The 3,325-nt window shown below is 48.5% G+C and carries 4 protein-coding genes; 3 read left to right on the forward strand and 1 reads right to left on the reverse strand.

The features are described 5' to 3' along the window. Both B3W37_RS01665 and B3W37_RS01670 read left to right on the forward strand, forming a co-directional pair. Positions 1–768: DUF4855 domain-containing protein (locus tag B3W37_RS01665; RefSeq protein WP_483174589.1), on the forward strand; the 768-nt coding region annotated here is incomplete at its 5' end. A gap of 153 nt (positions 769–921) precedes the next feature. Beyond that, positions 922–2,100 (forward strand): iron-containing alcohol dehydrogenase, encoded by a 1,179-nt coding sequence (locus B3W37_RS01670; RefSeq protein WP_483174594.1) that lies wholly within the window; start codon positions 922–924, stop codon positions 2,098–2,100. Positions 2,101–2,186: 86 nt separating this feature from the next. Here B3W37_RS01670 and B3W37_RS01675 read toward each other — a convergent pair whose 3' ends face one another. Further along, positions 2,187–2,702, reverse strand: coding sequence for a hypothetical protein (locus B3W37_RS01675; RefSeq protein ID WP_483174590.1), 516 nt, complete (start codon positions 2,700–2,702; stop codon positions 2,187–2,189). A gap of 422 nt (positions 2,703–3,124) precedes the next feature. Here B3W37_RS01675 and B3W37_RS01680 point away from each other — a divergent pair. Next, on the forward strand, positions 3,125–3,325 hold a 201-nt coding region (locus B3W37_RS01680; RefSeq protein WP_483174592.1), incomplete at its 3' end, for a hypothetical protein.

Here is a 3,325-nt window from a genome sequence, read left to right on the forward strand (position 1 = left end):
TTGTGCATTCCAACTGCCGACCCCCGCTGCACCGACTGGGATGCCGGCTACTCCCTGGCTGAGGAAAGCCACCGCATTGAGGCCACCCGCTGGGCCATGCAAGAACTGGTGGAACGCTGGAGGCGGGCCGGGTTTCACCATCTCAAGCTGGCGGGCTTCTATTATATGACTGAGCAGGGTAGCTATAACGACGGGGTATTGCATGCTTTTCCCAGGCTGTGCAAGGCACACGGTTTGCGTTCCTTTGCCATCCCCGGCATCACTTCCAGCTGGATTACCGAGTTCAGCCGGGCCGGCTTTGACGGGGTCGCCCTGCAACCCTCCCATGCTTTCTGGCAGCCGGCTCTGCGCCCCCGGCGCTACCTGTTGAAATGCGCCGGCCATATCGCCCGCCATTATGGCATGGGCATGGAGGTGGAACTGCCTTATGATGTTGTGGAGCCGGCCGGACGCCAGAGGCTGCGTGATTATCTGGAGATGGCGGTTATTCAGGGCTGGGCAGGAGCATTTACCGCCTATTTTCAAAGCTACAATCTGATCAAAAGCCTGGCGGAAAGCACCGTTCCGGAATGCCGCCGGCTATATGACGATCTGTTTCATTTCAGCCGCCTCTCCCGGCGGCAGACTGTGCCGGTATGTTTTTCAAACCGTGTGCTTAAGGTTGACTGCCGGGCCTCCTGGAATGGCAATGAGGCGGCAAAATTCCGCCTTAATATTGAAGGCCACCAGGGGGTGTTTCATCTGCGCAGATTGGAATCTTCAGATTAATCATTTCATGACCTGCCCCCGGCAAATGACATCAATGATATGACTCGCAGGTTTAATTGATCTGATGTAAATTTTGAGTTTGATTACAGATCATGAGTCATCATACTTACTCAGGCAATAAGGCAAACTAACTCCAGAATACAAACTGGAGTGATGGCTTTGGAAAACAATCATAATTTTTATCTGCCCAAAACCAATCTTATCGGTGTGGGTGCCATTAAGGACCTCCCCAACGAACTGCTGCCCATGAAGCTGGGCAAGGCTTTGATCGTGACCGATAAAAACCTGATCAGTCTGGGTTATGTGGAACAGGTGGAAAAAATCCTTGACAACCTTTTTATATCCCATGATGTTTTTGACGGGATACTTCATCCTAATCCGACCGTCTCTTTCGTTGAGGACGGTCTGTCCTATTGTGATCAGGGAGTATTGGATATAAGCAGGGACTACAGCATGATAATATCCGTAGGTGGCGGCACCAACCATGACTGCGCCAAAGCCATTGCCACGGTGGCAACCAATGGAGGCTCGATCATCGATTATGAAGGGTGGAATAAGATTACCAAACCCCCGGTCCCGTTGATTGCCATAAACACCACCGCCGGTTCCGGCGCCGAATTGACCATGACGGCCATCATCACCGACGAATCCAGAAAGGTAAAGATGACCATATCTTCGCCCCTGATGACCCCTTATATATCTGTGAACGACCCCTTGTTCATGAGTTCGATGCCCCGGGAGGTTACGGCCACTTCCGGAATCGATGTGATCTCGCACGCTATCGAAGCCTTTGTTTCAACAGAGGCCTCACCTACCACAGATGCCCTGGCTTTAGGAGCCCTGGAAATAGTCTTCGAATACCTGCCCAGGGCCTATGAGAATGGTTATGATCTGGAAGCCCGGGAAAAGATGATGTACGCCAGCTTTATGGCGGCCTCGGCATTCAACAGCGCCGGGTTGGGATATGTTCATGCTCTGGCGCATCAGCTGGGAGGCCATTATAGCACAATTCACGGCAACAATAATTCGGTTTTGATCCCTCACGTTCTGGAATTCAACGCCCCTTCCATACCTGAACAGCGCCTCATCAAAATATGTGAGACCCTGCATAAAACCGCTCATAACAAGTCTGAAGCAGTAGATATTTTTTCCCAGTCATTCATGGAACTGGCCTCAACGGTCGGACTGCCCTTAAGGCTTCGGGAATTGGGCGTTCAGTACCAGGACATCGAAACCATGTCGCAAAATGCTCTTAAAGATATTGTGTGTTTAACCAATCCTCGCAAAGGGTACCTTGAAGAAGTGATGGCTATCTACGAACAAGCCATGTAATCGGGTATTCGTATAGTGTTGCATAATTGGCTGTTTATGTTGGTTGGAGATCTTTATCACACCGGCTGTGGGATCGCTTATGACTATCAGTGTTGCTCATCGCGGCGGTAGTCGGGTTTGTTGGCCGTCTGCAGCCGGGAATAAAGCAGGCTCTTGTTTGAAAGCCCTTCCTCCTGCCACATCTGGTAAAGATATAACAATAGCGATAACGCAGTGATGATGAGGAACAGGGTCAGACTGCTGGTCATGAAGTCCTTGATGCCGCGGCTGGCCAGCCAGGGAGTGAAAACAAAGGCGAAAAACAGGTTGAAGACAGCGTCAATACCTAGAAACCACCCGAAGCGCTGGTAGGTGTATTTAAACAACCACAGGGTCACTACTGGGGCCAGGCCGTATATATAGGGTATGGTTTGATTAAGAGGATAGACGGTCTGGCGGATATTCCACAACCCCAGTGTAATCCCGGACTCCATGATGATCGAGGTGGTGACTATAGACAACAGTGTCACCGGCATAAAGCGCTTGAGGTCCTTTTTGTTTATGAAAAACAGGGTTGCCCAGGGAAGAACCAACATAGACCACAATATAACCTGGTTGTTCATAAGTTGCTTAAACCTCCTTAAAACAAGCTCAATCCAACCCAGCATTCCAGGCCGGAGATAAACACTTCTGGTTTTTGGTGTGATTACTTCACCCTACAAGGCGATATATGCCATTAGCTTATACTCTATTTGGGTATTTATACCGTCAGCTCAAGAAAAAGTAGCTTTGCAGCATATAACCGGATCGTTGTATTTGACTGACTTTCTACTGCAACCTTGCCGTTTGAAATTTTCTGCTGTGCTTCATACCCGGATGTGCTCGGCAGTTGTATGCGAATGCATACGATGCTGAAGATCATTTTCTATTTTGTTGTTTAGTGCTGACAAATAATTATTAAAGCATGGTTGAAGTTGAAGTTATATTAATTGACGGTTGGGGCAATAATGGAATTAGTCTAATAATTGTAGGAGGTATTGGCAACATGGATATTATTTCACTTGATGAATTTAATCAACTGCCACACAAAGAACAGGCTGCGGTTCATCGTGAAATGAAAAACGCTCTGGGCATCAACGGTATCCTCGAGGCCTGGGGCCTGAGCAGAAACAAATACTACTATATGGTGAAGAAAAGAAATCTCAACGAGGAAAACAAAAAGAAGAATAAAACCGTCAAAAAAACT

The organism is Syntrophomonas sp. UBA5494 (assembly GCF_002426325.1).